General features: G+C 66.9%; 28 protein-coding genes. 9 read left to right on the forward strand and 19 right to left on the reverse strand.

Annotation, left to right across the window (positions count from 1 at the left end):
* The first annotated feature begins 51 nt into the window (after nucleotides 1-51).
* The gene (locus ACWZHB_RS22240; RefSeq protein ID WP_427903770.1) at nucleotides 52-330 is read left to right on the forward strand and encodes a hypothetical protein; all 279 of its coding nucleotides are present in this window, start codon (nucleotides 52-54) and stop codon (nucleotides 328-330) included.
* Nucleotides 327-650 (forward strand): hypothetical protein, encoded by a 324-nt coding sequence (locus tag ACWZHB_RS22245; protein ID WP_427903771.1) that lies wholly within the window; start codon nucleotides 327-329, stop codon nucleotides 648-650. The genes ACWZHB_RS22240 and ACWZHB_RS22245 overlap by 4 nt, the downstream gene beginning before the upstream one ends.
* A 25-nt stretch (nucleotides 651-675) precedes the next feature.
* Here the strand turns inward: ACWZHB_RS22245 and ACWZHB_RS22250 are convergent, their stop codons facing one another.
* From ACWZHB_RS22250 to secA, 3 genes are all read right to left on the reverse strand, one after another.
* Nucleotides 676-1,095, reverse strand: a complete 420-nt coding sequence (locus ACWZHB_RS22250) for a type II toxin-antitoxin system VapC family toxin (RefSeq protein WP_427903772.1) — start codon at nucleotides 1,093-1,095, stop codon at nucleotides 676-678.
* Nucleotides 1,092-1,358 carry a hypothetical protein gene (locus ACWZHB_RS22255; RefSeq protein ID WP_427903773.1) on the reverse strand — a complete coding sequence of 89 codons (267 nt, stop codon included), beginning with the start codon at nucleotides 1,356-1,358 and terminating at the stop codon, nucleotides 1,092-1,094. The genes ACWZHB_RS22250 and ACWZHB_RS22255 overlap by 4 nt, the downstream gene beginning before the upstream one ends.
* Nucleotides 1,359-1,474: 116 nt before the next feature.
* Complete coding sequence (secA, locus tag ACWZHB_RS22260) at nucleotides 1,475-4,273, reverse strand: preprotein translocase subunit SecA (protein WP_427903774.1); 2,799 nt, start codon at nucleotides 4,271-4,273, stop codon at nucleotides 1,475-1,477.
* A 227-nt stretch (nucleotides 4,274-4,500) separates the two neighbouring features.
* Between secA and ACWZHB_RS22265 the strand changes: the two genes are divergently transcribed.
* The 6 genes from ACWZHB_RS22265 to bluB all read left to right on the forward strand — a co-directional run bounded on the left by ACWZHB_RS22265 (nucleotide 4,501) and on the right by bluB (nucleotide 11,269).
* The gene (locus tag ACWZHB_RS22265) at nucleotides 4,501-5,913 is read left to right on the forward strand and encodes a WS/DGAT/MGAT family O-acyltransferase (RefSeq protein ID WP_427903775.1); all 1,413 of its coding nucleotides are present in this window, start codon (nucleotides 4,501-4,503) and stop codon (nucleotides 5,911-5,913) included.
* 10 nt (nucleotides 5,914-5,923) lie between these two features.
* The gene (locus tag ACWZHB_RS22270) at nucleotides 5,924-6,466 is read left to right on the forward strand and encodes a DUF6912 family protein (RefSeq protein WP_427909257.1); all 543 of its coding nucleotides are present in this window, start codon (nucleotides 5,924-5,926) and stop codon (nucleotides 6,464-6,466) included.
* 128 nt (nucleotides 6,467-6,594) lie between these two features.
* Nucleotides 6,595-7,725 carry a ferredoxin reductase gene (locus ACWZHB_RS22275; protein WP_427903776.1) on the forward strand — a complete coding sequence of 377 codons (1,131 nt, stop codon included), beginning with the start codon at nucleotides 6,595-6,597 and terminating at the stop codon, nucleotides 7,723-7,725.
* 141 nt (nucleotides 7,726-7,866) lie between these two features.
* A complete protein-coding gene (locus ACWZHB_RS22280; protein ID WP_427903777.1) occupies nucleotides 7,867-9,267 on the forward strand; it encodes a fatty acid desaturase family protein in 1,401 nt (466 codons plus the stop codon).
* Between the two features lie 97 nt (nucleotides 9,268-9,364).
* Nucleotides 9,365-10,609 (forward strand): fatty acid desaturase family protein, encoded by a 1,245-nt coding sequence (locus ACWZHB_RS22285; protein WP_427903778.1) that lies wholly within the window; start codon nucleotides 9,365-9,367, stop codon nucleotides 10,607-10,609.
* A gap of 15 nt (nucleotides 10,610-10,624) precedes the next feature.
* Complete coding sequence (gene bluB / locus ACWZHB_RS22290; protein WP_427903779.1) at nucleotides 10,625-11,269, forward strand: 5,6-dimethylbenzimidazole synthase; 645 nt, start codon at nucleotides 10,625-10,627, stop codon at nucleotides 11,267-11,269.
* Nucleotides 11,270-11,317: 48 nt separating this feature from the next.
* Here bluB and hpf read toward each other — a convergent pair whose 3' ends face one another.
* The 6 genes from hpf to ACWZHB_RS22320 all read right to left on the reverse strand — a co-directional run bounded on the left by hpf (nucleotide 11,318) and on the right by ACWZHB_RS22320 (nucleotide 18,148).
* The gene (gene hpf / locus ACWZHB_RS22295; RefSeq protein WP_427903780.1) at nucleotides 11,318-12,019 is read right to left on the reverse strand and encodes a ribosome hibernation-promoting factor, HPF/YfiA family; all 702 of its coding nucleotides are present in this window, start codon (nucleotides 12,017-12,019) and stop codon (nucleotides 11,318-11,320) included.
* A 183-nt stretch (nucleotides 12,020-12,202) separates the two neighbouring features.
* On the reverse strand, nucleotides 12,203-12,847 hold the full coding sequence (locus tag ACWZHB_RS22300; protein ID WP_427903781.1) for a ComF family protein: 645 nt from the start codon (nucleotides 12,845-12,847) through the stop codon (nucleotides 12,203-12,205).
* A gap of 103 nt (nucleotides 12,848-12,950) precedes the next feature.
* The gene (lpqB, locus tag ACWZHB_RS22305; protein WP_427903782.1) at nucleotides 12,951-14,768 is read right to left on the reverse strand and encodes an MtrAB system accessory lipoprotein LpqB; all 1,818 of its coding nucleotides are present in this window, start codon (nucleotides 14,766-14,768) and stop codon (nucleotides 12,951-12,953) included.
* On the reverse strand, nucleotides 14,765-16,675 hold the full coding sequence (gene mtrB / locus ACWZHB_RS22310) for an MtrAB system histidine kinase MtrB (protein ID WP_427909258.1): 1,911 nt from the start codon (nucleotides 16,673-16,675) through the stop codon (nucleotides 14,765-14,767). The genes lpqB and mtrB overlap by 4 nt, the downstream gene beginning before the upstream one ends.
* 70 nt (nucleotides 16,676-16,745) lie before the next feature.
* Nucleotides 16,746-17,423, reverse strand: coding sequence for an MtrAB system response regulator MtrA (gene mtrA / locus ACWZHB_RS22315; RefSeq protein WP_379240180.1), 678 nt, complete (start codon nucleotides 17,421-17,423; stop codon nucleotides 16,746-16,748).
* A 77-nt stretch (nucleotides 17,424-17,500) separates the two neighbouring features.
* On the reverse strand, nucleotides 17,501-18,148 hold the full coding sequence (locus ACWZHB_RS22320) for a dTMP kinase (RefSeq protein ID WP_427903783.1): 648 nt from the start codon (nucleotides 18,146-18,148) through the stop codon (nucleotides 17,501-17,503).
* Nucleotides 18,149-18,252: 104 nt separating this feature from the next.
* Between ACWZHB_RS22320 and ACWZHB_RS22325 the strand changes: the two genes are divergently transcribed.
* Complete coding sequence (locus ACWZHB_RS22325) at nucleotides 18,253-18,453, forward strand: hypothetical protein (RefSeq protein WP_427903784.1); 201 nt, start codon at nucleotides 18,253-18,255, stop codon at nucleotides 18,451-18,453.
* Between the two features lie 230 nt (nucleotides 18,454-18,683).
* Here the strand turns inward: ACWZHB_RS22325 and ahcY are convergent, their stop codons facing one another.
* The 10 genes from ahcY to cofD all read right to left on the reverse strand — a co-directional run bounded on the left by ahcY (nucleotide 18,684) and on the right by cofD (nucleotide 26,980).
* On the reverse strand, nucleotides 18,684-20,165 hold the full coding sequence (ahcY, locus tag ACWZHB_RS22330; RefSeq protein ID WP_427903785.1) for an adenosylhomocysteinase: 1,482 nt from the start codon (nucleotides 20,163-20,165) through the stop codon (nucleotides 18,684-18,686).
* Between the two features lie 58 nt (nucleotides 20,166-20,223).
* Nucleotides 20,224-21,381, reverse strand: a complete 1,158-nt coding sequence (locus ACWZHB_RS22335; RefSeq protein ID WP_427903786.1) for an alkane 1-monooxygenase — start codon at nucleotides 21,379-21,381, stop codon at nucleotides 20,224-20,226.
* A gap of 131 nt (nucleotides 21,382-21,512) precedes the next feature.
* Nucleotides 21,513-22,172, reverse strand: a complete 660-nt coding sequence (locus ACWZHB_RS22340; protein WP_427903787.1) for a TetR/AcrR family transcriptional regulator — start codon at nucleotides 22,170-22,172, stop codon at nucleotides 21,513-21,515.
* On the reverse strand, nucleotides 22,169-22,351 hold the full coding sequence (locus tag ACWZHB_RS22345) for a rubredoxin (RefSeq protein WP_266292625.1): 183 nt from the start codon (nucleotides 22,349-22,351) through the stop codon (nucleotides 22,169-22,171). Before ACWZHB_RS22345 ends, ACWZHB_RS22340 begins: the two co-directional genes overlap by 4 nt.
* Complete coding sequence (locus tag ACWZHB_RS22350; protein ID WP_358107553.1) at nucleotides 22,348-22,521, reverse strand: rubredoxin; 174 nt, start codon at nucleotides 22,519-22,521, stop codon at nucleotides 22,348-22,350. Before ACWZHB_RS22350 ends, ACWZHB_RS22345 begins: the two co-directional genes overlap by 4 nt.
* Nucleotides 22,518-23,756 carry an alkane 1-monooxygenase gene (locus ACWZHB_RS22355; protein WP_427903788.1) on the reverse strand — a complete coding sequence of 413 codons (1,239 nt, stop codon included), beginning with the start codon at nucleotides 23,754-23,756 and terminating at the stop codon, nucleotides 22,518-22,520. Before ACWZHB_RS22355 ends, ACWZHB_RS22350 begins: the two co-directional genes overlap by 4 nt.
* 197 nt (nucleotides 23,757-23,953) lie before the next feature.
* Nucleotides 23,954-24,487, reverse strand: a complete 534-nt coding sequence (locus tag ACWZHB_RS22360) for an NUDIX hydrolase (protein ID WP_427903789.1) — start codon at nucleotides 24,485-24,487, stop codon at nucleotides 23,954-23,956.
* On the reverse strand, nucleotides 24,484-24,606 hold the full coding sequence (locus ACWZHB_RS22365; protein ID WP_427903790.1) for a hypothetical protein: 123 nt from the start codon (nucleotides 24,604-24,606) through the stop codon (nucleotides 24,484-24,486). The genes ACWZHB_RS22360 and ACWZHB_RS22365 overlap by 4 nt, the downstream gene beginning before the upstream one ends.
* Nucleotides 24,603-25,997, reverse strand: a complete 1,395-nt coding sequence (locus tag ACWZHB_RS22370) for a coenzyme F420-0:L-glutamate ligase (RefSeq protein ID WP_427903791.1) — start codon at nucleotides 25,995-25,997, stop codon at nucleotides 24,603-24,605. Before ACWZHB_RS22370 ends, ACWZHB_RS22365 begins: the two co-directional genes overlap by 4 nt.
* Nucleotides 25,994-26,980, reverse strand: a complete 987-nt coding sequence (gene cofD / locus ACWZHB_RS22375; RefSeq protein WP_427903792.1) for a 2-phospho-L-lactate transferase — start codon at nucleotides 26,978-26,980, stop codon at nucleotides 25,994-25,996. The genes ACWZHB_RS22370 and cofD overlap by 4 nt, the downstream gene beginning before the upstream one ends.
* Nucleotides 26,981-26,990 lie beyond the last annotated feature (10 nt).

Below are 26,990 nucleotides of genomic sequence, written 5' to 3' on the forward strand. Positions count from 1 at the left end.
CCCGAAACTCAGCGCTTTCACATGGAGTTACTACATGCGTATTATGGACTTATGGGTTTCGAGTGGCCTGATTGGGCGATCGCTCACCTGATCGGCATCGAACCCAGCGAGGTTCGGCAGGTCCTCGCAGCGTCACGACGGTGGCCACGCCCGGCCTTCGACGGCCAGGTGACCGTCCTGACGGTGTGGGGGCGCACCACAGCAGGCCGCCCGCTGATCGTGGTGATGCGACAGCGGGAGGACTGGACGTGGGTGATCATCGGCGCACGGACGATGCGCGCCGAGGAACTGGCGCAATTCGAGCAGTGGGAAAGTGGGAACCGATCATGAGCGAGCAGGGACTTCCGTCCAGCAAAGAAGAACTCGCCGACTTCATGGATCGGCTGAGTTTCACCGACGAGCCCACCGACGCCCCACCACGCCTTCCGGTCAACGAAGACATCATGGTGACCACGTCGATGCGCCTGCCCCTCGGCCTGCACACCCGCCTGAAATCCCTCGCCGACGAACGCCGGGTAGGCGTCTCCACCCTCCTGCGCGAATGGGCCGAGGCAGCCGTCGCCGACATCGACGACGAAGACCAGATGATCTCCCTCGCCGAAGCCAAACGCGCCCTCTCCCGAGTCCACCCCATCCACCGCGCGAGCTGACGAGCGAACCCGCCGTTGCGACCGGCTATCGCGGCGAAGCGCCCGCCGGGGCCGTCAGAACACGCACCGTGCAGTTGACCCCCGGCGCATTGGCCAATCGCGAATCAGTGGTGAGCAGGTCGCACCCGTAGGCCTCCGCCGCGGCGACGTAGGCGGCATCGTAGGCAGTCAGGTTGTCGTGTAGCTCCCAGATCCTGGGTACGAGAACGCGGGTGACGGGGACTTCTGGGTCGAGTTTTTCCAGGGCGGTGACCGCTCCGGCCGCTTGCTCGATGCTGATCGTGCCCGCACGGGTGAAACGGCGGATCACCGAAAGGACCTCGACGGTCCAGTGCTGAGGCGCGATCCATCGGTTGTCGGCTTCGAGGGCCGCGCGACAGCTGTCACCGAGGGGGTCGGGATTCAAGAGAGCATGGACGAACACCGAAGCATCGACCACGATCACTCGCCGATCTCCGGTCCGCCGAGCACCGAATCGCGCTCAGCGCGTTCAGAATCCAGCGCTACCACCACATCCTGCGCGGTGAAGGCAACATCCCACGTCGCGGGACTGAACTGTTTGAGTACCGCGATGTTGTCCTGACGGCGGGCTTCGTCACGGACCAGGTCGAAGAGAAAGGCCTGCAGCGACTGCCCCCGCCGCTGCGCCAGCGCGACCAACTGATCGCGCAGCGGCTCGGGAACGTCGCGGATCTGCAAGGCAACCATGCATGCAATAGTACATGCACACTTGATCAGCGACCAGGTGGCAGGTGCGGGGCAGTGGAATACCACGAAGGCCCCCACTCAGGAGTGAGGGCCTTCGTCGGCGGTTCAGCGGTGCCTCAGCGGCGGCGCTTGCCCTTCGAATCGGTGCGGGCGGCTTCGCGGCGTTCGCGGCGGGTGCCGGGTTGCTGTTGGCCGCCGTATTCCTGGGCGTCGGAATGGGATTCGGCGTGGCCGTCTTCGGCGGGGCCCGAGTAGTTCATGGCTCGGGGAGCCTGGTCGGTGATGCCCTTGGCGCGCAAGGCAGGCGGGGCCTGGGTTTCGGTGGGGGTGTCCTGGGGGCGGTTGCCGACCGGGGAGCGCAGGCCCTTGTCGATGGAGACGCCTTCGGGCTGGGGCTGCTGGACTTCTACCTGGAGGTTGAAGAGGAAGCCGACGGACTCCTCCTTCAGGCCTTCCAGCATGGCGGCGAACATGTCGAAGCCTTCGCGCTGGTATTCGACCAGCGGGTCGCGCTGGGCCATGGCGCGCAGGCCGATGCCCTCCTTGAGGTAGTCCATCTCGTAGAGGTGTTCACGCCACTTGCGGTCGAGGACCGAGAGCAGGACCTGGCGTTCCAGATTGCGCATGGCGCCTTCGCCCGCGAGGCCGTCGATTTCCTGTTCGCGCTTCTCGTAGGCGTTGTGGGCGTCTTCGAGGAGGACCTCGCGTAGTTCGTCGCGGGTGAGCTCGCCCGCGTCGCCGGTGGCCGTCTCGCCGGTGAGTTCCTTGTGGTCCAAGGTGACCGGGTAGAGGGTCTTGAGGGCGGTCCAGAGCTTGTCCAGGTCCCAGTCCTCGACGTAGCCCTCGGCGGTGGCGCCGTCGACGTAGGCGGTGGTCACGTCGGTGATCATGTTCTGAACCTGACCCTCCATGTCCTCGCCACGCAGGATCTGGTTGCGCTCGCCGTAGATGACGGTGCGCTGCTGGTTCATGACCTCGTCGTACTTCAGCACGTTCTTACGGATCTCGAAGTTCTGCTGCTCGACCTGGGTCTGGGCGCTCTTGATGGCCTTGGAGACCATCTTCGCCTCGATCGGCACATCGTCGGGCAGGTTCAGCCGCGTCATGATCGCCTCGAGGGCGGCGCCGTTGAAGCGGCGCATCAGCTCGTCGCCCAGCGAGAGGTAGAAGCGGGACTCGCCCGGATCGCCCTGGCGGCCGGAACGACCACGCAGCTGGTTGTCGATTCGACGCGACTCGTGGCGCTCGGTGCCGAGCACGTAGAGACCGCCGGCCTCACGGACCGTCTCGGCATCGTCCTCGGTCTGCTTCTTCACCTGCTCGAGCGCGGAGTGCCAGGCGGCCTCGTACTCGTCGGGGGTGTTCACCGGGTCGAGGCCCTGCTTGCGCAGCAGGATGTCGGCGATGATGTCGGCGTTGCCGCCGAGCACGATGTCGGTACCACGACCGGCCATGTTGGTGGCCACCGTGACCGCGCCGGGGCGGCCGGCCTCGGCGATGATCTGGGCTTCCTGCTCGTGGAACTTCGCGTTCAGCACCGAGTGCGCCACACCACGCTTGGTGAACTGCTTGGACAGGTACTCCGAGCGCTCGACGCTGGTGGTACCGATCAGCACCGGCTGGCCCTTCTCGTGCCGCTCGGTGACATCGTCGACGACGGCGGCGAACTTGGCCTCTTCCGACTTGTAGATCAGGTCGGCCTGGTCCTTACGGACCATCGGCTTGTTCGTCGGGATCGGGACCACGCCGAGGTTGTAGATCGAGTGCAGCTCGGCGGCCTCGGTCTCGGCGGTACCGGTCATGCCGGACAGGCGGTTGTAGAGGCGGAAGTAGTTCTGCAGGGTGATCGTGGCCAGGGTCTGGTTCTCCGGCTGGATCTCGACCTTCTCCTTGGCCTCGATAGCCTGGTGCATGCCCTCGTTGTAGCGGCGCCCGACCAGGATGCGGCCGGTGAACTCGTCGACGATGATCACCTCGCCGTCGCGGACGATGTAGTCCTTGTCGCGGGTGTAGAGCTCCTTGGCCTTGATGGCGTTGTTCAGGTAGCTCACCAGCGGCGAGTTCGCGGCCTCGTAGAGGTTGTCGATGCCGAGCTGGTCCTCGACGAACTCCACGCCGGCCTCGTGCACGCCGATGGTGCGCTTCTTGATGTCGGTCTCGTAGTGAACGTCCTTCTTGAGCAGCGGCGCGATGCGCGCGAACTCGGCGTACCACTTCGAGGAGGCGTCGGCCGGACCCGAGATGATCAGCGGGGTGCGGGCCTCGTCGATGAGGATCGAGTCGACCTCGTCGACCACGGCGAAGTTGTGACCGCGCTGGACGAGATCGTCCAGGGAGTGAGTCATGTTGTCGCGCAGGTAATCGAAGCCGAACTCGTTGTTCGTGCCGTAGGTGATGTCGGCGTTGTAGGCCACGCGGCGCTCGGCCGGGGTCATCCCGCCCAGGATCACGCCGACCTCGAAGCCGAGGAAGCGGTGCACGCGGCCCATCCACTCGGCGTCGCGCTTGGCCAGGTAGTCGTTTACCGTGACCACGTGCACGCCGTCGCCGGAGATCGCGTTCAGGTACGCGGGGAGCACACAGGTGAGCGTCTTGCCCTCACCGGTCTTCATCTCCGAGATATTGCCCAGGTGCAGCGAGGCGCCACCCATGATCTGGACCTTGTAGTGCTTCTGGTTCAGCACCCGCCACGACGCCTCACGCGCCACGGCGAAAGCCTCGAGCAGCAGGTCGTCGAGGGTTTCCCCGGCGGCGTAGCGCTCGCGGAACTCGTCGGTCTTGGCGCGCAGCTCGTCGTCGGTCAACGGCTCGATCTCGTCGCCGTACGCGATGACCTCATCGGCGAGGTTCGAGAGCCGCTTGACCATGCGACCTTCACCAATCCGTAGCAACCTCGTCAGTGTCAGCGCAGGCACGGGTCTCGTCAGTCCTCTGGTCGGAGTTGTGTTCAACGGCGATGGTAGTCCGCAGACCACCGTACCCGGCGGCGTGGACCCGTGCCTGACGTACCGGCGCAGTCATTGCCCCAGGTCACGATGCCCGGCGAGCCTCGTTGCCCGGCACTGCGATTCACCTGCCGTGACGTAGGATGTAGCGCGTGCCCGATCAGCGCCACGCGGCACCGGAAGGAGCATCGGAGCGCGTGATCACGAGATTGACGCCGCAGGACGCGTCGTTCTATCGGCTCGAGTCGAGCAGCAACCCGATCCACATCGGCTCTCTCGCGATTCTGAACAACTCCTCCCCCGACGCCGCGGGCCAGGTACTCGACTACGAAGGCCTCGTCGACCTGGTCGAATCCCGGCTGCCGATGGTGCCGCGCTACCGCCGCAAGGTGCGCGAGATCCCGCTCGCCATGGGTCGGCCGGTCTGGGTCGAGGACAGTCGTTTCGACATCAGCTATCACATCCGCCGCTCCGCGCTGCCCGGTCCGGGCAGCGACTCCCAGCTCTACGATCTCGTCGCCCGGCTCGCCTCACGCCCGCTGGATCAGGGGCGGCCACTGTGGGAGATGTATTTGATCGAAGGCCTCGCCGACGGTCGCGCCGCGGTGTTCACCAAGTCACATTCGGCGCTCGTCGACGGTGATACCGCCCTGGAAATCGGGCACGTGATCCTCGACAACTCCCCGCTGCCGCGCGAACTGGCCGACGACGCGTGGCGGGCACCGCGCGAACCATCCGATGTGGAATTGCTGGCGGGGGCGCTGTCGCGACTGGCCGCGCAGCCGCGAGAGGCCTACAGCGTGATGCGCGACGCGGGATCGAACGCGTTCGGAGTGGTGCGCGGCACCCGGATGGCGGTGCAGGCCGCGGCCAATGTGGTGCGCGCGGCGACCTCGAGCGCGGCGCCGGACAGCCCGCTCAACGCCCGCACCTCGCGCAGCCGCCGCTTCGACGTGGTGCGCACGGATCTGGAGGACTACCGCACGATCCGCGGGCATTTCGACTGCTCGATCAACGACACGGTGCTCGCGGTGGTCACCGGAGCGCTGCGCAACTGGTTGCTCTCGCGCAACGAGGCGCTGGTCGAGTCCACCAATCTGCGTGCGGTGGTACCGATGTCGGTCTACGTCGACGGCGACAACCAGCTGACCCCGGCCAGCGAGGTGTCCTCGTTCCTCATCGATCTGCCGGTGGGCGAACCGAATCCGACGATGCGGCTGTCGCACATCTCGCACGCCACCGACGCCGCGGGCAGGCAACGTCGCGGTGTCAGGGCGCGCACACTCGTGCACCTGGCCGGGTTCGCGCCCGCGAGCCTGCACGCGATGAGTGTGCGGGCGGCGAGTACCTTCGCCGACAACAGTTTCAATCTGGTGATCACCAACGCGCCGGGACCACAGACCGCGATGTACATCGGCGGGGCGCGCATGCTCGAGATGTATCCGGTATCGCCGCTGCTGCGCAATCAGACGTTGAGTTTCGGGCTCACCTCGTACGACGGTCAGGTCTTCTACGGACTCAACGCCGACCGCGACGCCATGGCCGATATCGATGTCCTCGCGGCATCGGTGCACGAATCGATGGAGGAGTTGCTCGGTGCCTGTCTCTGAGAACGACACGATGCGCGTCTACATCCCGGCGACGATTCCGATCCTGCGCCAACTCGTCGACGAGCAGCAGCTGTTCCCGCTCGGCGGGACCGCGTTCGCCGTGACACCCGCCCTGCGCGAGGCGTACGCGGCGGGCGACGACGACGAGCTCGCGGAAGTGGCGATGCAGGAAGCCGCACGGGCCTCCATGCGCCTGATCGGCGCCGAACGCGACGGCCTCGACGATCTCGGCGACAGCGAAGGCGCGGCGGCCGACCCGGTCAGCCCGGTGTACCGGCGCGCGGTGATCGCGGCGGATGTGCCGGGAGCGACACTGCGGCCCGATCTCGACGACGCTGTGGTGAAACTGTCGGGGCCGCTCACCTTCAAGCAGGTCGCGGCGGTGCATGTGGACTTGGCCGACGCCGAGCCGCAGGTCGCGAAGGCGGTGGACGTCATCGACGCCGCCGACCTCGGTGACACCGATGCCGAATTCGTGCTCGGTGACGCGGAGGACCATCAGCTTGCCTGGTACGCGCCACAAGAAGTGCCGTTCCTGCTCGAGCTGTTGTAACTGTCGGCGCAGGGCCGACGGGGTTGCCCACTGTTCACAACTGGCGCTGAACCTACGATGCCGTAACCTGGCTGCGAGCGAGTCACCCCACGGTGGCCCGAATGCACGACAGGGAGAAATCGCAGCGCATGGTCCTCAATAAGTTCCGGGAATGGCTCGAAGCACCGGCGGCGCAGGTCGCCGACCGCGGCGGCAAGCTGAACGTGTTGCGCGGCGCGGTCGCCCGGGTGACCACTCCCCTGCTGCCCGACGACTACCTACACCTGGCCAACCCCCTGTGGTCGGCGCGCGAGCTGCGCGGGCGCATCGTCGAGGTGCACAAGGAGACCGCCGACTCGGCGACCCTGGTGATCAAGCCGGGCTGGGGCTTCGATTTCAAATACCGGCCAGGGCAGTACATCGGTATCGGCATCCTGATCGACGGCCGCTGGAACTGGCGTTCGTACTCGCTCACCTGTCCGCCCGACTGGACCGGCGAGGGCGGCAAACGACTCATCTCCATCGCGGTGAAGGCGATGCCGGAAGGCAAGCTGTCAAGCCACCTTGTCAACGGGGTGGCCGCGGGCACGATCGTGCGGCTGGCCGCGCCGCAGGGCGGGTTCGTGCTGCCGGAGCCGCCGCCGGCGAAGGTGCTGTTCCTCACCGCGGGCAGCGGCATCACCCCGGTCATGTCGATGCTGCGCACGATGGACCGCCGCGACGGCGTCCACGATGTGGTGCACGTCCATTCCGCGCCCACCGACGCCGACGTGATGTTCGGCGCCGAGCTGCGCGCCCTGCATGACAAGCACCCCAGCTTCGTCTCGCACCTGCAGCTCACCGACGCGCAGGGCCTGTTCTCCCTGGCCAGCCTCGACGAGCTCTACCCCGACTGGCGCGAGCGCGAGACCTGGGCCTGCGGCCCCGCCCCGATGCTCGACGCGATCGAGAACCACTGGAAGAACGCGGGTGTGGCCGACAAGCTGCACATCGAACGCTTCGAGGTGGAACGCTCCGCGATCGGCGAGGGCGGCACCGTGACGTTCGGCACCACCGGGCGCAGCCTCACTGTCGACGGCGCGACCAGTCTGCTCGAAGCCGGTGAATCCGTCGGCGTGCAGCTGCCCTTCGGCTGCCGGATGGGCATCTGCCAGACCTGCGTGGTCACGCTGTCGGCCGGACACGCCCGCGACCTGCGCAACGGCGACGAGCGCCAACCGGGCGACAAGGTGCAAACCTGCATCTCCGCCGCCGCCGGCGACTGCACCCTCGACATCTAGGTCGGCCCGCCGGAGCAACCACCGGGTACCCTCGGAGTTATGCGTCGGTCACACACCGTGACCAACGGCAATCGTTGAGGCCACTGATTTCGATCAATTCCGGCCGGGCACGACTCAGGACCACTCACAGGAGGACCCCCGGTGGCTATCACCGATATCCAGGCCTTCGCCCATCTGACGGCGGCCGACATCGAGACCCTGGGGAAAGAACTCGATTCGATCCGCCGTGAGGTGGAGACCTCGCGCGGCGAGCGCGACGCGAAGTACATCCGTCGCACGATCGCGGCCCAGCGCGCACTCGAGGTGGCGGGGCGCGCGGTGCTGTTCGGCAGCCGCAACCGGTGGGCGTGGCTCGGCGGTACCGCCATGCTCTCGGTCGCCAAGATCATCGAGAACATGGAGCTGGGCCACAATGTGAGCCACGGCCAATGGGATTGGATGAACGATCCCGAGATCCACTCCACCACCTGGGAGTGGGACATGACCGGCACGTCGTCGCAGTGGCGGCGCGCGCACAACTACTCGCACCACACCTACACCAACGTCCTCGGCAAAGACGAGGATCTCGGGTTCGGCATTCTGCGGATGACGCGCGACGAGCAGTGGCGCCCACTGCATCTGGCCCAGCCCGCCGCCAACCTGCTGCTCGCCGCGACCTTCGAGTGGGGTATCGCGCTGCACGATCTCGGCATCGAGAAGGAACTGGCCGGCGTCAAGGCAGGCACCCTCACCTCGCCGCCCGATCTCGATTTCTACCGCAAGGCGGGGCGTCAGGTCGTCAAGGACTTCGTGCTGTATCCGGCGCTCACCGGCCCCGCCTGGAAGTCGACACTCAAGGCCAACGCCACCGCCAACCTGGTGCGCAACCTGTGGTCCTACGCGGTGATCTTCTGCGGCCACTTCCCCGACGGCGCGCAGAAGTTCACCGCCGAACAGCTCGACGGGGAGACCCAGGGCGAGTGGTACCTGCGTCAGATGCTGGGCAGTGCCAACTTCAAGGCCGGTCCCGTGATGGCGTTCATGAGCGGCAATCTGTGCTACCAGATCGAGCACCACCTGTTCCCCGACCTGCCGAGCAATCGGTACTCGGAGGTGGCGGTGCGGGTGCGCGAGCTGTGCGACAAGTACGACCTGCCTTACACCACCGGGTCGCTGGGCAAGCAGTACCTGCTGGCCTTCCGCACCATCCACAAGCTGGCACTGCCGGATCGTTTCCTCAAGCGCACCGCCGACGATGCGCCCGAGACGTCATCGGAGCGCAAGTTCGCCGGTATCTCGCTGCCCGAGAGCCTGCGGGTCGATCCGGAGACCGGTAAGCGGTTCGGGCTGCGCTCGGCGCTGCACGATGCGAAGGTCGCGCTCGAGATCAAGGCACGGCACGAGAAAGAAGTGCTGCGCGAGGCGAAAACAGCGCTCAAGGCGCGGGCACGGCAGGAGAAGCTGGCGCTGCGCGAGGCAAAGCGGGCGCTGGGCGAACGCGCGGTGCGCGAGCGTGGCGTGCTGCGCGACAAAGCCGCCCGTCGCATGGCCCGACACGCCTGATAACATTTACGTCTCGGTTTCGCAATAGGACTTATCACACATTTCGTCGCGAAAATCGCCAACCTACGCTCTCGTAACTTACGGTACTGTAGCCGCCATGGCGATCTCGGATGTCAAGGAATACGCACACCTCACCGCTGCGGATGTCGAAGCTCTCGGTGCGGAGTTCGATGCGATCCGCCGGGAGATCGAATCCTCGCGCGGCGCGGCCGACGCGCGCTATATCCGCAACGTCATCCGGTTACAGCGAGCGCTCGAGATCAGCGGCCGCACGGTACTGTTCGCCAGCTTCCTGCCCCCGGCCTGGCTGGCCGGTGTCGCCCTGCTCGGCTCGGCCAAGATCATCGAGAACATGGAGATCGGCCACAACGTCATGCACGGGCAGTGGGACTGGATGAACGATCCGGAAGTCCACTCCACCTCGTGGGAATGGGACAACGCCGGACCGTCGGCGCACTGGAAGATCACCCACAACTTCCTGCACCACAAGTACACCAATGTGCTCGGCATGGACGACGACATCGGTTACGGCCTGCTCCGCGTCACCCGTGACCAGCGCTGGATGCCGTTCTACCTGGGCAATCCCGTCTACAACCTGCTGCTGCAGGCGCTGTTCGAGTACGGCGTCGCGATCCAGCATCTCGAGCTGGGCAAGGTCGCCAAGAAGAAGTGGGCCAAGGACTCGCCCGAGTGGAAGCAGTTCGAGGCCGACCGCACACTGGTGCTGAAGAAGATCGGCAAGCAGGCCGCCAAGGACTATGTGGTCTTCCCGCTGCTCACCGGCCCGGCGTTTCTCACCACGCTCACCGCCAACATCGCCGCCAACGTGGTGCGCAATGTGTGGACCAACGCGATCATCTTCTGCGGGCACTTCCCCGACGGCGCCGAGAAGTTCACCAAGGCCGACATCGAGGGCGAGACCAAGGGCGAGTGGTACCTGCGCCAGATGCTGGGCAGCGCCAACATCAGCGGCGGGCCGCTGCTGCACTTCATGAGCGGCAACCTCAGCCACCAGATCGAGCACCACCTGTTCCCCGACCTGCCGAGCAACCGCTACGCCGCCATCGCGGTGCGGGTGCGCGAGCTGGCCGAGAAGTACGACCTGCCCTACACCACCGGTTCGCTGCCGGTGCAGTACTTCAAGTCGTGGCGCACCATCCTCAAGCTCTCGCTGCCGAACAAGTACCTGCGCCACACCACCGACGACGCGCCGGAGACCAAGTCCGAGCGCCTGTTCGCCGGCAACACCACCCCCTCGATCGACCCGGCGACCGGACGTCGTCAGGGCCTGCGTACCGCGCTGGCCGCCGGGCGCAAGCTGGCCCGCCGGTCTCCTGCCTGACCCGGCTGCGGTTGGATGGTCGGTGTGAGTGCCGATCAGCTGAGCGTCTACGACGCGATCCGTCTGCGTCGTGACGTGCGCGCCGAATTCACCGGCGAGCCGATCGACGACGACACCCTCCTGCGGATTCTCGACGCGGCGCATCGCGCGCCCAGCGTCGGGAACTCACAGCCGTGGGACTTCGTGGTGGTGCGTCAGGCCGAGACGCTGCGCCGTTTCGCCGAACATGTGGCGGACAAGCGAGTCGAGTTCGGTGCGTCGCTGCCCGCCGAGCGGGCGGCGACCTTCGCGCCGATCAAGATCGACGGAATCATCGAGAGCGGCACGGGTGTTGTTGTCACCCACGATGATTCGCGTGGGGGGCCGCAGGTGCTCGGCCGGGCGAGCGTGCCGGAGACCGGCGTGTATTCGACGGTGCTGGCGATCCAGAACCTGTGGCTCGCGGCGACCGCCGAGCAGGTGGGGGTGGGCTGGGTGTCGTTCTACGACCCGGAATTCCTGCGCGAACTCGTCGGCCTGCCTGTCGGGATCAAGCCGGTGGCCTGGCTGTGTGTCGGGCCGGTGAGCCGATTCCAGCAGGTACCGGATCTGGAACGGTTCGGGTGGCGTGCGGGACGCTCGTTGACCGACGCCGTGCATCGCGAGACCTTCGGCGGCTGAACAAGGATCCGGACACCCGCACAGCGGATGCCCGGATCGGTCAGCGTTCTAGGCCAGCTTGATCAGGCCGTAGTCGAAGGCGTGTCTGCGATAGACCACCGACGGGCGGTCTGTCTCTTTGTCATGGAAGAGGAAGAAGTCGTGGCCGACCAATTCCATCTGGTAGAGGGCGTCGTCAACCGACATCGGTGTCGCGGTGTGCACCTTGGTGCGCACGATGTGTCCTGGGCCCGATTCGTCGACCGGCTCGTCGTGATCGTGGGCTGCGGAACCGTTCGGCTGGGTGAACAGCGACTCGTCGACCAATGTGGCAGTGGCCTGCGCGACCGAGACCGGCGTCTTGTCGCCGTAGTGCACGACGCGCCGCTTGTCCTTGGACCGGCGCAGTCTGCTCTCGATCTTCTGGGTGGCCGATTCGAGCGCGGCGTAGAAGCTGTCGGCGCACGCCTCGGCGCGCACGATCGGTCCACGGCCGCGCGCGGTGATCTCCACGCGCTGACAGGCCTTGCGTTGACGACGGTTGCGTTCGTGGAACAGTTCCACATCGAAGAGGAAGATCGACGGGTCGAAGCGCTCCAACCGAGACAGCTTCTCCGTCACGTAGATTCGATAGTGGTCTGGTATTTCGACGTTACGACCGGATACCACCACTTCGGCGTGTGGTGTCTCGGATTCGATCGTCTCGGTGGCACCGTTGAAATGTGCCGTGGGTTCAGCATCTTGCACTGATGCCCGTGAAGAAGTCGTCACGCGTACCTCCCGGATATGGCCGCACAACTACGAACGTAGGGCGGCGGGATTGAGCTGTGCCGATCGGGAATCGCCCGGCACCTGTATCCGCGGCACCACCTCCCAAACTTGTGGTTCGGTGTGTGCTCGCGACGCTAGTCCGCCATGAGCAAGTCCGCCACTGTTCACGCGAACTTTCCTCAGTCAAGCCGCGCAGGTCACCAAAACCGCTCGCGGAACTATGCCGATTCGGCCAAGAACACGTACCGATTCGCACGCGGTGGCACCGGTAGTGAGTACGTCGTCGACCAGCACTACCTGGTCTTTTCCAGTGATAACACCCCGGTCGCCCTGACCCGCGACGGTCGTGATCTTGCCGCGCAGATTGTGGGTGCGTTCATGCGGCGTCAAGCCCACCGAATCGCGCACACCGCGACCCATCCGCAGCAGCGGTGCGGTTCGGCAATCGATCAGCCATCGCGCCGCCACCGCGGCCGAGCGGGCCACCGGATCACCGCCACGCCGTCGCGCTGCCGCGGTTCTGGTCGGTGCGGGTACGAGCACCAGCGGGCGGTCGGGGGCGCGCAGACGGACCAGTGCGTGGGCCAGTGCCAGGCCGAGTGGGTCGGCGAGATCGCGCCTGCTGTGTTCCTTGGCTGCCAGCACCGCCCGCCGGCCAACGCCTCGGTAGGGCCCGAGCGCCCAGCACGGAACACCGGGGTCCGCACGCGGCCGAACCCGGACCAGCCCGCGGCCGAGCTCGGCGGCGCACCCGGCACACCATTGCTCGCCGACCGCACCGCAGCCCCCACACCGGTCGGGCAGGATCAGATCCAGCAGCGCCTTCATAGCGAGCGAGTATGGCAGTGGCCACCGACACATTCAGTCGCTCGACCAGCGTTCTCGGCCCGTCGCTCGACGGTGTTGTCCTCGGCGTGCCACCGCCGATGTGTCAGCTCGGTAGGACCGGTACAACCTGTTCTCCGGTCAGTCCGGGTACCTCGCGCCAGAAACGGTCGTTGCGGGTCGGATCGGCGGTCTGTAGCTGCAGGACGGCCCGGGAATCGGCCACGTACTGCGTGGCCGGGGCCGCTGTCACCACCCGGACCGGCGGGGTGAGGTTCTGCGAGGTCACCGCGCTGAATTGGGAGCCGTCGATGGAGACGGTGAAGACCGGGTCGACGTTGCCTTCGCGGGCGACCATGACGGTGTCGCCGGTGACCCAGCTCAGCGAGACCGCGCGCGAACTCAGGCCGAGCGCCAGCGGCACCGGGGAGGTGAGCGCGTACTTGCCGTCGGGACGACGCTCGACCACCGCAACGTAGACCTCGCCATCGGCGATCAGCGCCGCCCGCACGCCGGTGCGCGAGATCATCACCTCGCTGATCGGCGGCCGTGGTGCGCCCGCGCCACCGACCAGGGCCGAGATGTCGACGTCTTCGGTGGAGACATTGCCGGTGGCGCGATCGGTGACCGCCCGGATCACCCGTTCGCCGTCGATCACCGTCCAGGCGGCGCCGCCGTCGCTGGTCCAGGACGGGCGGGCGATGCTGGCGCCCTCGGCGACCGCGAACGCCTTGGCGCCGTAGTTGCCGATGAGCAGGGTGCGCGCCGGTTCGGGTGCCGGTTTGCCGGAGTCGGCGACCGCGGCGACGAACTGGCCGTCGGCCGAGATGCCGACCGATTGCAGGTTGGTCGCCTCGCCGAAGGAACCGCTCGGCGTGACGATGCCGTCAGGGGTGACCTGCACCAGGGTGCCGTTGCGCAGGGCGTGCAGGCCGATCCGGTTCTGGCCGGGCGCCGAGGCACTGTACTGGTCGACATCGGCCACCGACCAGCCGTTGGCCGCGTACCGGTCGTCGAGCGGTTTGCCGTCGGCGAGCAGCACGTACGGGCCGAGGATCTCGGCGCCGGACAGGGTGAGCACCACCTGCGCAGCGAGCAGTTCACGCTCGCGCTGGCCGAGCCCACCGATGCCGGCGAAGTCGATCCGCACCCCGCCGATGCCGACGCCGACATCGCCCGGTTCGTTGTTGGCCTTGGTGATCGGACCGCGCAGCGAGACCGGGTCGGCCAGCTGATTGCGGACCACCGGGGCGATCGTGGACTGTGGTCCCTCCGCGAGCATGCCGATCAGTCGCTCGGTGAGCTGGGCGCGCGGCACCGAGACCCAGCGCGGATCAGGGACGAGCAGCGAACTACCCGGGTCGATGTAGTGCAGGACATAGCGGTGATAGGACTTCACGAAGGCGTCGTTGTCCATCACCACGCCCGACGGCAGCTCGGTGATCCGCCACTCGCCGTCGATCTTGCTCATCTCGATCTTGTTCTCGAGGGTGCCGTCGGTGGCGCGGTAGCCGCCGTCGCGAGCGAGCTCGCCGACCTTGCGAGCCCGCAGCACGTAGCTGGCCTTGTCGCCCGACCGCGACTCGCGCAGGGTGTCGGGGCGGTCGTCGACGATCGTGGTGCTCGCCTCGTCGTTCCAGCTGCCCGCGGTCTCCGGCGCCATGTACTGGCGGGCCGCGGCGTGCCGGTTGGTGGGATCGGCGCTGGCTGTGAGGAAATCGCCGAGCAGCAGGTCGGGGTCGCGGCCGGAGATCGGCGGGGTCGGGCCCTCCGAGGTGGGAGCGCGGTTGATCGTGCCGAGCGCCTGGGGCGCGGAGGACTCAGGGAGACTGGCGCACCCGGTGAGCACCATCAGGGCTACCAGTACCGCTGCGAGCAATGCGGCGCCGTGCCGATCCCGACGATCACCACGCGCGCTGGTCATGACTCTCCTTCTCCGGTCTCGACGGGTCTCGACTTGTCAGCGGGGACCGTGCCACGTCCATTGGTCTGGGCGCCCGCGGCAGGCGGTTCGATGGTGGACTCCCCCACCGCGGGTTCGGGGTCGAGTGGTTCGACCATCTCATGTCCGTCGGGCTCGGCGCCCGTCGGCTCGATCACTGCCGCATCGGCTCCCGTCTGCTCAGCTTCGGTCGACCGGGCCTCCGGCACTACGGCCCCCATCGACTCACCGCCGGTCGATTCGGCGGCAGGCGCATCCGTGGCAGGCACATCGGTGGACGCGTCGTCGACCGTCGGCTCGGCCGGTTCGACTTCCGGCAGCGCGGGGACCTTGCGCAGCATCGGTTCCAGGGCGAGCGGGCTCTGCCCGAGCTTGCGCCCGCGCACCATCGGCAGCAGCAGACGGAAGCTCGCGCCGACGCCCGGATCGCCCCATGCTTCGAGCCTGCCCTCGTGCAGATTCGCGTCCTCGACGCTGATCGACAGGCCGAGCCCAGTACCGCCCGAGCGACGTACCCGCGACGGGTCCGAGCGCCAGAACCGGTTGAACACCAGCTTTTCCTCGCCGGGCCGCAACCCGACGCCCTGATCGCGCACCACCGTCGCGACGGCATTGGCCTCGGCGTCGCCGCGCATGCGGATCAGCACCGGTTTGCCCTCGGAGTGGTCGATCGCGTTGGCGAGCAGATTGCGCAGCACGCGCTCGACGCGGCGCGGGTCGACCTCGGCGACCACCGGCTCCTCCGGCAGGTCGATCACCACCTCGATCTCGGCGTCGCGGGCCAGGTGGCGGACCGTGGAGATCGCGGCCCGCGCGCACATCCGCACGTCCAGCGATTCGATCTGCAGTTCGGCCACGCCCGCGTCGTGACGGGAGATCTCGAGCAGGTCGTTGAGCAGGCCCTCGAACCGGTCGAGCTCGTTGACGAGCAGCTCTGAGCTGCGCGCGAGCGCGGGATCGAGTTCGTCGCTCGAGCCGTGGATGAGGTCGGCGGCCATGCGCACCGTGGTGAGCGGGGTGCGCAGTTCGTGGCTGACATCGGAGGTGAAGCGGCGCTGCAGATTGCCGAATTCCTCGAGCTGGGTGATCTGGTTCGACAGGCTCTCGGCCATCTCGTTGAACGCCTGCGCCAGCCGGGCCATGTCGTCCTCGCCGCGCACCAGCATGCGTTCTTTGAGCCTGCCGTCGGCGAATCGGCCCGCGATCCGCGCCGCCGACCGAATCGGCAGCACCACCTGCCTGGTGACCAATGCGGTGATCGCGGCGAGCAACACCAGCAGCACCACACCACCGATGAGCATCGTGCCGCGCATCAGCGACAGGCTCGATTCCTCGCTGGCCAGCGGGAAGATCAGATAGATCTCCAGGGTCGCGACCTCGGCGCTCGGGCTGCCGATCACCAGTGCGCGCCCGCGGTAACCGTCCGGGTCGGCGACGGTGGTGAACTGGTAGGAGACCTGGTTGCGCTGGACGAAACGGCGCAACTCCTGCGGCACCTCGCCGAGCGGTCCGGCCTGGATCTCGTGCGGCGGAGTGCCGCCGACCATCGCCAGCGCCGAGTCGAAACTGCCCGCGGCGCCGGTGGACTGACCGGTGCCGCCGCGGCTCGACAGGGCCGCCCGCGCGTCGGCGAGCTGCTGGTCCTGGCTGATGCCGGACTGCACGCCCGACATCTTGTTCTCGATCGTGCTGCGGGCACGATCCATCTCCTCGACAGCCGCGTTGATCTTGGCTTCGAGGAGCCGGTCGGTGATCTGACCGGTCAGCACGACCCCGAGGATCGTGATCACGATGAGCGACAGGGTCAACGTCGAAACGATGACTCGCAGCTGCAGCGAACGGCGCCACAGATGGCCGAGTGCGGTCCCGACGGCCTGAAACCAGGCCATGATCGGGGTCGCCCACCGCCGCAGCTGCGCCACTGGACCAGTGGTCACAGCGGCGCCCCGCAGTGACCGATCACGGCGGTCCGGCCTTGTATCCGACCCCGCGCACGGTCAGCACGATCTCCGGGTTCTCGGGATCCTTCTCGACCTTGGCGCGCAGTCGCTGCACGTGCACGTTCACCAGACGGGTGTCGGCGGCGTGCCGGTAACCCCAGACCTGTTCGAGCAGTACCTCGCGGGTGAACACCTGACGCGGCTTGCGCGCGAGCGCGACCAGCAGGTCGAACTCCAGTGGGGTGAGCGAGATCTGCGCGGGGCCGCGGGTCACCTTGTGCGCGGGCACGTCGATGACGATGTCGGCGATCGAAAGCAGCTCGGCGGGCTCGTCCTCGGTGCGGCGCAGGCGCGCTCGCACGCGGGCGACGAGTTCCTTGGGCTTGAAGGGTTTGACGATGTAGTCGTCGGCACCGGACTCCAGGCCGAGAACTACATCGACCGTATCGGTCTTGGCGGTGAGCATGACGATCGGAACGCCGGAATCGGCCCGCAGCACGCGGCATACGTCGATGCCGTTCATGCCGGGCAGCATCAGGTCCAGCAGAACCAGGTCGGGGCGGATCTCCCGCACCGCTGACAGGGCCTGTGTGCCGTCGCCCACCACATGCGGGTCGAACCCTTCCCCGCGCAAGACGATGGTCAGCATCTCAGCGAGTGCCATATCGTCGTCGACGACCAGAATCTTGGGCTTCATAGTCCTATGTTGTCATCTCCATGGCCAGGATCGGGCTGCCACGCCATTAATGGTGTGAACCCGTCGCGTATCCAACCTTATCCGGCAAAGATTTCCGAGCAGAGGGTGAGTAACGCAGGCCTATCGTCATCGGATCGGTATGTCCACCACCGGCCGAACCAGTCGCGGTCGGCGAGTTCACGATAGACCTCGCCGGTGCGCTGCTGCAGACCGCCGTCCCGTTCGTAGGCATCGAGGGCGCGCGTGTCATCGAGTTCGCCACGGCGACGGGCACGTTCGGCCGCCACCTCGGTGGACACGTCGAGCAGTACCGTCAGATCCGGCGCCGGCAGTTCGAGCCTGCCGAACTCCAGATCGCCCACCCACGAAACGATTTCGCCATCGGCGTTCTGCTGCGCCCGCGCGGCCGAGTAGGCGGCGTTGGAGGCCACCCACCGGTCCAGAATCACGATGTCGTTGCCGCCCAACAGGTCCGACAGCTCCGCGCGCGCCGCGGCCCGGTCGAGCGCGAACATGATCGCCATCGCGTTGATCGACCCCGCGAGATCACCGTTGCCCCCGCGCAACGCCTCCGCGGCGAGATCGGCGTGGATCGAATGCCCGTACTGCGGAAAGGCCATACTGTCCGCCCGCAGCCCTTTGCCGGACAATTCGGCGATCAACCCATCGATCAGCGTCCGTTTTCCTGCCCCGTCGAGTCCCTCGACCGCAATCAGCACGCCCATGCGCAGCAGATTACCCGCAGATCACGGCACCGACCCGACCCCGGCCGTCCCACCCCGGAAACATGGTCTGGTCGGCGCCATCGCGGTCGACGAGGATTCTCGCCATGAGGTTGATTCTCCGCACCACGGCGGCCACGTTCGCCATCACCGCCGCCCTCGCCTGCGGTACCGCGACCGCGCAGGCCGCCGATCCTGTCCTTCCCCCCGACGCGGGGTCCTCCACGGCCTTCAATTCGGTGATGTGCGCGCTGCTCGGTATCAGCAGTGAACACAACATCTTCTGCACCGGCCCGATCCTCGGCTAGCGGGCGCGACCTCCCGATTTCCCGTCGCCGGTCGACCACCACGACGGGCAGCAACGCGATCACCAGCGGCACCGCCGGTGCGCTCGGCGCACCCGGCGTGCTGTGTTCGCTGGCGACGATGTCGGGCGTGTCACCGCAGAACACCTTCTGCCTGGGCTAATACCCCGGCTGAGGCCGAGACGACAGTGGCCCGCCGACCGGATGGTCGACGGGCCACTCTCATGTCTGAATCAGTAGCGGTAGTGGTCGGGCTTGTACGGGCCTTCCACGTCCACGTTGATGTACTCGGCCTGATCCTTGGTGAGCTTGGTCAGCGTGCCACCGAGGGCCTCGACGTGGATCTTGGCGACCTTCTCGTCGAGGTGCTTGGGCAGGCGGTAGACCTCGTTGTCGTACTCCTGCGGCTTGGTCCACAGCTCGACCTGCGCGATCACCTGGTTGGAGAAACTGTTCGACATCACGAACGACGGGTGGCCGGTCGCGTTGCCGAGGTTGAGCAGACGACCCTCCGACAGCAGGATGATCGCCTTGCCCGAATCGAAGGTCCACTCGTCGACCTGCGGCTTGATGTTGATCCGGGTCGCGCCCGAACGCTCCAGCGCCGCGATATCGATCTCGTTGTCGAAGTGGCCGATATTGCCCAGGATCGAGTGATCCTTCATCGCCTTCATGTGCTCGAGGGTGATGATGTCCTTGTTGCCGGTCGAGGTGATGACGATGTCGGCATCGCCGATCGCCTGCTCGACGGTGACCACGTCGTAGCCGTCCATCAGCGCCTGCAGCGCGTTGATCGGGTCGATCTCGGTGACCTGCACGCGCGCGCCCTGGCCCGCGAGCGACTCCGCGCAACCCTTACCGACGTCACCGTAACCGCAGATCAGCACCTTCTTGCCACCGATGAGCACATCGGTGCCACGGTTGATGCCGTCGATCAGCGAGTGGCGGGTGCCGTACTTGTTGTCGAACTTGGACTTGGTGACCGAGTCGTTGACGTTGATCGCCGGGAACACCAGCTCACCCGCGGCGGCGAACTGGTACAGGCGCAGCACGCCGGTGGTGGTCTCCTCGGTGACACCCTTGACCGACTCGGCGATGGTGCTCCACTTGGTCTTGTCGGCCTCGATGCTCTCGCGCAGCAGGTCGAGGAACACCGTGTACTCGGCGGAGTGGTCGGCGTCGGCGGGCGGAACCACACCGGCCTTCTCGAACTGCGCACCGCGCAGCACGAGCATGGTCGCGTCGCCGCCGTCGTCGAGGATCATGTTGGCCGGGGCGCCGGGCCAGGTCAGCATCTGCTCGGCGGCCCACCAGTACTCTTCGAGCGTCTCGCCCTTCCAGGCGAAGACCGGGATGCCTTTGGGCTCGTCGACGGTGCCGTTCGGGCCGACCACGATGGCGGCGGCGGCGTGGTCCTGGGTGGAGAAGATGTTGCAGGAGGCCCAGCGCACGTCGGCGCCCAGCGCTACGAGGGTTTCGATCAGGACGGCGGTCTGGACCGTCATGTGCAGCGATCCGGAGATTCGCGCGCCCTTCAGCGGCTGAACGTCGTGGTATTCACGACGCAGTGCCATCAGGCCCGGCATCTCGTGCTCGGCGAGGCGGATCTCCTTACGGCCGAATTCGGCCAGCGAGAGGTCTGCCACCTTGAAGTCGATGCCGTTGCGGACGTCGGGGGTGAGCTCGGTGCGCGCGGGGAGTTCTGAGGTCGTCACGGTGGCTAGGTTACCGGTTGGGGCCGCGCGAGTTCCCCGCTGTCGTCAAGGTCGAGCCTCAGGCCGCGGCGCGGTATCGGGCCAGCAACCGTCGCGGCTTGTCTGGCGCGACATTGGCCAGGCTCAGGTCGCCGCCGTAATGGGCCGCGACCCTGGGGTCCATCACCGCACGCCACAGCGGTGGGACGGCGGCCAGCAGGATCATGGTGGCGTACCCGGCGGGCAGCTGCGGCGCTTCCTCGGTGCTGCGCAGGGTCTGATAGCGCCGGCCCGGGTTGGCGTGGTGGTCGCTGTGGCGCTGCAGATGGAACAGGAAGATGTTGGTGACCAGGCGATCGGAGTTCCAGCTGTCACGCGGGGAGCACCGTTCGTAGCGGCCGTTGGGCTTGCGCGCGCGCAGCAGTCCGTAGTGCTCGACGTAGTTGACGGTCTCGAGCAGGCCGAAGCCGATCACGGCCTGGATGACCAGCCACGGCAGAATCGCCGGGCCGAAGACCAGGGTCAGCGAACCGAACAGCACCGCCGTCATCGCCCAGGCCTGCAGGATGTTGTTCTCGATACTCCACCAGCTGCGCCCCTGCCGGTACAGGCGCGCGCGCTCGAGTTGCATGGCCGACCGGAACCCGCCGAGCACGCTGCGCGGCAAGAATTCCCAGAGCGATTCACCCATCCGGGCACTGGCCGGATCCTCGGGCGTTGCCACCCGGGCGTGGTGTCCGCGATTGTGCTCGACGAAGAAGTGCCCGTACCCCGATTGGGCGAGCGCGATCTTCGACAGCAATTTTTCAGCACTCTCCACCCGATGGCCCAATTCGTGGGCGGCGTTGATGCCGATGCCGCTGACGAAGCCGACCGTGGCGGCCAAACCGAGCTTGTCGACGAGCGCCAGCTCGGGGCTCGTCCACATGAAGCAGGCCACGCCGAGGCTGATCATCTGGATCGGCAGGAACAGGTAGGTGCACCACCGGTAGTACCGGTCGGCGGAGAGCGCCGCGTAGTCCTCGTCGCGGGGATTGTTGCCGTCTTCGCCGACGATCCAGTCCAGCACCGGGATGGCGATCAGGACGATGACAGGCCCGATCCACCAGAACACTTCAGCCTTGGTATGGAACACCAGCTGGGAGGGCAACAGCGCGCACGCCGGGGCGATCAGCCCTAAAGCCCAGAGATACCGTTTGGGATCACGAAAACCCCCCGGTTTGCCAACCGTTTGCACACCCGCTCCGCTACAAAAAGACCGATCGTCGACCGATGTGAATACTGACAGACCATAGGCGCGTTACACAGCGGCAGATCCTCAAACGTGGTGACGGTTACACAGGAGCGAATCAGGGCTCGTGACTTCTCTCAGTGATCCAGCTCACCTGATGGGACGCGCATGCCCCGTACCTGCACAATCGCCTCCACGTACGGAGTGAGCAGGGCGCTCATCTCGGCGGGGGCGTCGCGCTCGGGGACCGGCGGGTTCGGGATATAGCTCAGCGCGATGCGCACGAGCGCGTGCGCGAGCACATCGGCCTCGGCCCGCGTCGCGTTCACCCAGCTGTGCATGAAGACCTCGGTCAACCGCGCGGTGGCGTGCTCGAGCAGCGGGGCCGCGTCGAGAGTGATCAACCGCAGCAGATCCGGCTTCATCTCCCCGCTCAGCAGCGAGCGGACCAAAGGGTCGCCCGCGGCGGAGAGAAAGAAGCCGGTCATTCCGACCTGGATCGCGGCCCGCGCGTCACCGGCATTGGCGTCGAGCGCCTCGCGCACGTGGTCGACGAGATCGTCGGCCAGGCGCAACGCGTAGGCCTGCGAAAGCCCCGCGCGCGAACCGAATTCGTTGTAGAGGGTCTGCCTGCTCACTCCCGCGCTGGCCGCGACGTCACCGAGGGTGACCTTGGACCAGTCACGCTCGGTGAGCAGTTCGCGCATCCCGTCCAGGACCGAGTTGCGCAGCAGTTCGCGCGCGGCCTCCTGGTACGGGACGCGCGAACCGGTGCGCGGGGTGCCCGCGACGCTCACGAACGTTCGATCTCGACCATGAAGAAGTCGGACTTGCGGGCACCGCAGTCCGGGCAGGTCCAGTCGTCGGCGATATCGTCCCAGCGGGTACCGGGGGCGATGCCGTCATCGGGCCAGCCCTGGGCCTCGTCGTATTCGAAACCGCACTGTGCGCACTGATACAGCTTGTAGTCGGTCACAGCGATTCTCCTACCGCCTCGAAGTCGATCTTCTCCCGCACCCCGCAGTCCGGACAGCACCAGTCGTCGGGGACGGCCGTCCACAGTGTGCCAGGCGGAAATCCTTCGCGTGGGGCACCTTTGGCTTCGTCGAAGACGAAATCGCATACCGGACATCTGTAGGCGCTCACGACCCGACCTCGGTTCCGTACTTTTCCAGCACCTGCTCCCGGCGCTTGGGTTCGATATTGGCGAGGGTGACGTCCCCGCCGTAGTGCGCGAGCACGCGCTTGTCCATCACCTTGCGCCAGATCGGCGGGAAGTAACCGAGCAGGATCATGCTGGCGTAGCCGCTGGGCAGGTTCGGCGCGCCGTCCCAGCTGCGCAGCGTCTGGTAGCGCCGGGTCGGGTACGCGTGATGGTCACTGTGGCGCTGCAGGTGATAGAGGAAGATGTTGGTGACGATGTGGTCGCTGTTCCAGCTGTGCGCGGGTGCGGGGCGTTCGTAACGTCCGCTCGCGGTCTTCTGCCGGACCAGGCCGTAGTGCTCGAGATAGTTCACCGACTCGAGCAGACTGAAGCCGACGACTGCCTGCAGGATCAGGTACGGCAGCACCTCGATGCCGAACACGGCGATCAAGCCGAGCCACAACACCACCGACATCGCCCAGGCGTTGAGCACGTCGTTGCGCAGCGTCCACGGACTCTTCTCCAGCCGGCCCAGTCGTTCCTTCTCCAGATGCCAGGCCGAGCGCAGGCTGCCCCAGACCGTGCGCGGCCAGAAGGCCCAGAACGATTCGCCGATCCGCGAACTCGCGGGATCCTCCGGGGTGGCGACCCGGACGTGGTGACCGCGGTTGTGCTCGATGTAGAAGTGCCCGTAGAACGACTGCGCCAGCGCGATGCGCGCGAGCCAGCGTTCCAGTTCGACCTTCTTGTGGCCGAGTTCGTGCGCGGTGTTGATGCCGATGCCGCCGATCATGCCAACGCTGATCGCGATGCCGATCTTGTCGACCACATTGGCGCCACCGGGGAAGCCGAGCCAGTGCAGATTCGGCGCGGTGATGATGTAGCAGGCGAAGATCAGCGAGGCGTACTGGAACGGCAGGTACAGGTAGGTGAGGTAGCGGTAGTACTTGTCGTTCTCCAGGTACTCCATCACCTCGTCGGGCGGATTGTTGCCGTCCGGACCGAAGAACAGGTCCGCGAGCGGGATCACGAGGTAGACCAGCACGGGGCCGAGCCAGAACGGGATCTCGGCGATGCGGTGCCAGCCGAGTTGGTTGAGGCCCCAGATCAGGGGGATCGCGATCGTGAACAGGCCGGTCGGGGCGAACAGGCCCCACAGCCACAAATATCGCTTGGAATCTCGCCATTGCGGCGGCGCGACCCGCTGCTCGGACGCGTTGGCATCAGTCGACATCATCGTCTCCAGTTCCGAGGCACATCTCACACCTGTGATGTGCGTAACTCTCTGTCACAGACGATATGTCCGGATGCGTCCGCTGTCTAGACAAATTTGCCGATTTGTAAAGCAGTGTCGGTCCGATAACGCCGACGGCGACCGTGCCCGAACTGGACACGGTCGCCGTCGTTACAGGTCAGTGACCTATTCAGGGGCCTTTACATTCGGCCTCTGACCGGAAGCAGCACGTCCGCGCCCGGTGGTAGCCCGTCGACCGGCCACCACCGCAGATCGGTCGATTCGGCGCTGCGCACCGGGACCGCGTTCGGCGGTGCCACGATCTCGAAGAGCAGGTCGAGATGCCGCGTCGGGACGCCGAGCGAGCAGGTGATCGGGTGCGCCTGCGCGCCGTAGAGACCGGGCGTGAGAACCAGGTCGGGGATGCCCGATTCCTCCACGGCCTCGCGCAGCGCCGCGTCCGGCACGGTCTTGTCATCGGGTTCGCAGTGACCGCCGAGCTGGATCCAGCGGCCGACGCGCGGGTGCAGGGTGAGCAGGATGTCGCGGCGATCGTGCGACAGCACGATGGCCGACGCGGTGATGTGGCCGGGGGCGTGTTCACGCAGGCAGCCGCGAGGCGCCGAGCCGAGGAAGGCCAGAATCGCTTCGCGCAGTGAGCGATCCGGGTTCGTGTCCGGCTCCCACTCGGTGAGCAATTCGGTCGCCGAGGCATGCAGCGATTCCGCGCTCATCGGACCAGCTCCGTCACCGCGGCGCGCGTCACCACGCCGGGCGTCGGCTGTGCGGCATGTGCCGACTCCGCGGTCGCCGCACGCAGCTCCGACGCGGCGGCGAGCGCCTTCGCGCTCACAGCTCTACCAGCCCAGCGCCGGCCGGTCCGACGGTGCGCGGGACAGGCTCTTCGAGTGGATGACCGATCGCGATGGCGCCCAACGGCATCCAGTCCTCGTCGAGCCCGAGGACCTCGCGCACGATCTCGGGCGCGAAGATGGTCGAGCCGATCCAGCAGCTGCCGAGTCCGTCGGCGGCCAGCGCGACCAGCAGACCCTGCACCGCCGCGCCGACGGCCACCGTGAACATCGTCTGCTCGGCGGCCTGACGGCGAGCGTCGGGATAGTCGTGGGCGCCGTCGGGCACGCAGAACGGGATGATCACCTCCGGCGCGTCGAAAAGGATACGACCGCGCGCGATTCGACGTCGCACGCGTTCGGCATCGAGCCCGTCGGCGGTGAGGTCGGCGCTCCACTTCTCGGCCATGGCCTCGAGCAGCTGTGCCCGCAGCGTCGCCTTGCGCAGCCAGACGAAACGCACCGGGCGGGTGTGGTGCGGGGCAGGCGCGGTGAGGCCGACCGCGACGGCGGCGCGGATCCGTGCCGGGTCCACGGCGTCGCCGGCGAAGGCACGCACCGAACGGCGCAGCGGCACAGCCTCTTTGCGCCCCTGCTCGAGCGCTTCGGCGGTGCCGAGCCAGAACAGGTCGTCGACGCCACCGCGCAGCAGCGCGGCCGCGGTCGAACCGTCGTCGTCGGTCCGCAGCCCGCGCACCACCGCCACCGGGACGCCGCCGAGCTTGCCCTTGACCAGGTCGGCGGCCGCGGCGAGTTCGTCGGCGATGGCCACCTGGGTGACGTGTAGTTCGTTGCCCTGCCCGTCGACGGCGCCGTCGTAGTCGTGCAGCACACGCAGCCCGGCCGAACCGATGGCGGCGTCGATCTGGCCGTTGCGCCAGGCCCGGCCCATGGTGTCGGTGATGACCACGGCCACGTCGACGCCCAACCGCTGGGCGAGCGCGGTACGCAAAGCCTTCGCGCTGCCGTCGGGATCGACCGGCAGCAGCACCAATTCGCCCTCGGCCACGTTCGAGCCGTCGACCCCGGAGGCCGCCTGCACGATGCCGAGCCGGTTCTCGGTGATGAGGGTGCGGCCCTTGCGCGCGAGCACCCGAACGGCTTCGTCCTCGACGAGCTGGCGACGCACGGTGTCGCGTTCGTCGGGGTCGATCGGCGCGGCCACGATGCGACCCTCCACCTTCGACACGATCTTGCTGGTGACCACCACGACGTCGCCATCGGCGAGCCAGGGCGCTTGCGCCGCAAGATGTTCGGCGAGATCATCGCCCGGCCGGAACTCCGGCAGCCCCGGCACCGGCAGAATCCGGAGTTCGTCGGCGGCATGGTCGGGCAACGCGCCACGACTGTCACCAGCCAGTGGCTGCGACGCTTCCTGGCGAATCTCGCTCATGCCTTCACTCCCGCCAATTCCAGTGCGGCGCGCGCCATTTCAGCGGTCGCCTCGGGGTCGCTCATCAGCAGCGGCACACTGCGCACCTCGACGCCGGGAACCTCCGCGGAGTCGGTGGAGTGCACCAGCCAGCCGTCGAGGATGCCGGTGGCCGAGCGCGCACCGTAGTGACGCCCGATGGCCTCGGCCGTCGACTCGACCCCGATCGCCGATAGGCACTCATCGGCCATGCCGCGCAACGGCTTTCCGTCGATCACCGGCGAGAGCCCGATGACCTTGGCCTCGGTGGTGCGCAGCGCGCCCCTGATTCCGGGCACGGCGAGGATCGCGCCGATGCTCACCACGGGGTTCGACGGGGCCAATAACACGGCGTCAGCGGCGCCTATGATTTCGGTCACATTCGGCGCCGGGGAGGCTTGCTCGGCACCGATCGAGGCAAATCCGTGCGTCGGGAGGGCCGCGCGGTACCGCACCCACCACTCCTGAAAATGGATCGCGCGACGTTCGCCAGCATTGTCGGGATCGCTGACCACCACGTGGGTTTCGCAGCGATCGTCGGTAGCCGGGATCAGCCGCACCCCCGGTTGCCACCGATTGCACAGCGCTTCGGTGACCGCGGACAGCGGATATCCGGCGCGCAGCATTTCGGTGCGAATGAGGTGGGTGGCGATATCGCGATCGCCGAGGCCGAACCAATCGGGCTGGGCGTTGTATTTCGCCAGCTCCTCTTTCGCGTGCCAGGTTTCGTCGGCGTGGCCCCAGCCGCGCTCGGTATCGATGCCACCGCCGAGGGTGTACATGCAGGTGTCGAGGTCGGGACAGATGCGAAGGCCGTGCATCCAGACGTCGTCGCCGACGTTGACGACAGCGGAGATGTCGGCCTCGGGCAGCAGCTGCCGGACGCCTTGGAGGAACCGGGCACCGCCGACGCCGCCGACGAGTACGGCGATCTTGGGCTCGCGCACCGAGTGTTGTGCAGTCACAAGGTCACAG

The organism is Nocardia sp. FBN12 (assembly GCF_054031145.1).